This window comes from Corynebacterium sp. MSK218 (assembly GCF_030232655.1).
GTDB lineage: Bacteria > Actinomycetota > Actinomycetes > Mycobacteriales > Mycobacteriaceae > Corynebacterium.
The window spans coordinates 1-349 of the sequence record NZ_JASPGN010000041.1; the positions used below are offsets into that span (position 1 = coordinate 1).

1 protein-coding gene is annotated in these 349 nt (G+C 57.9%); it reads right to left on the reverse strand.

The features are described from left to right. Nucleotides 1-53: 53 nt before the first annotated feature. Nucleotides 54-349 (reverse strand): tetratricopeptide repeat protein (locus tag QP922_RS12845; protein ID WP_284809915.1); only part of this gene is annotated, 296 nt, incomplete at its 5' end.

The following is a 349-nucleotide window of genomic DNA, read 5'->3' on the forward strand; positions in this document are numbered from 1 at the left end:
GATGACACCCGCCAACCAGAAAAGGTTGACGGGTCAGACAGCGAGACTAGGTATCAATACAGCGCGCTAGCGAGCTGCGTGCGGGCCGCAAGCACGCGCGGATCACCGGAATCATAGAGGGCAAACAGCTCAAGAAGACGGTCCTTCAAACGTGCTTTGTCATCGCCTGCGGTGACCTTCATGGCGTCAATAAGCCGGCTAAAGGCAACGTCTGGAGTCCCGGCAACAATATGGGCATCAGCAGCCGCGAACTGCTTTTCCACGTCCTGTGGATTATCCTCAGCTTCCGCAATGGGGTCGCCATCCTTCGCGGATGCCTTAAGCCGCTTGAGCACCACGGTGGTGGCAC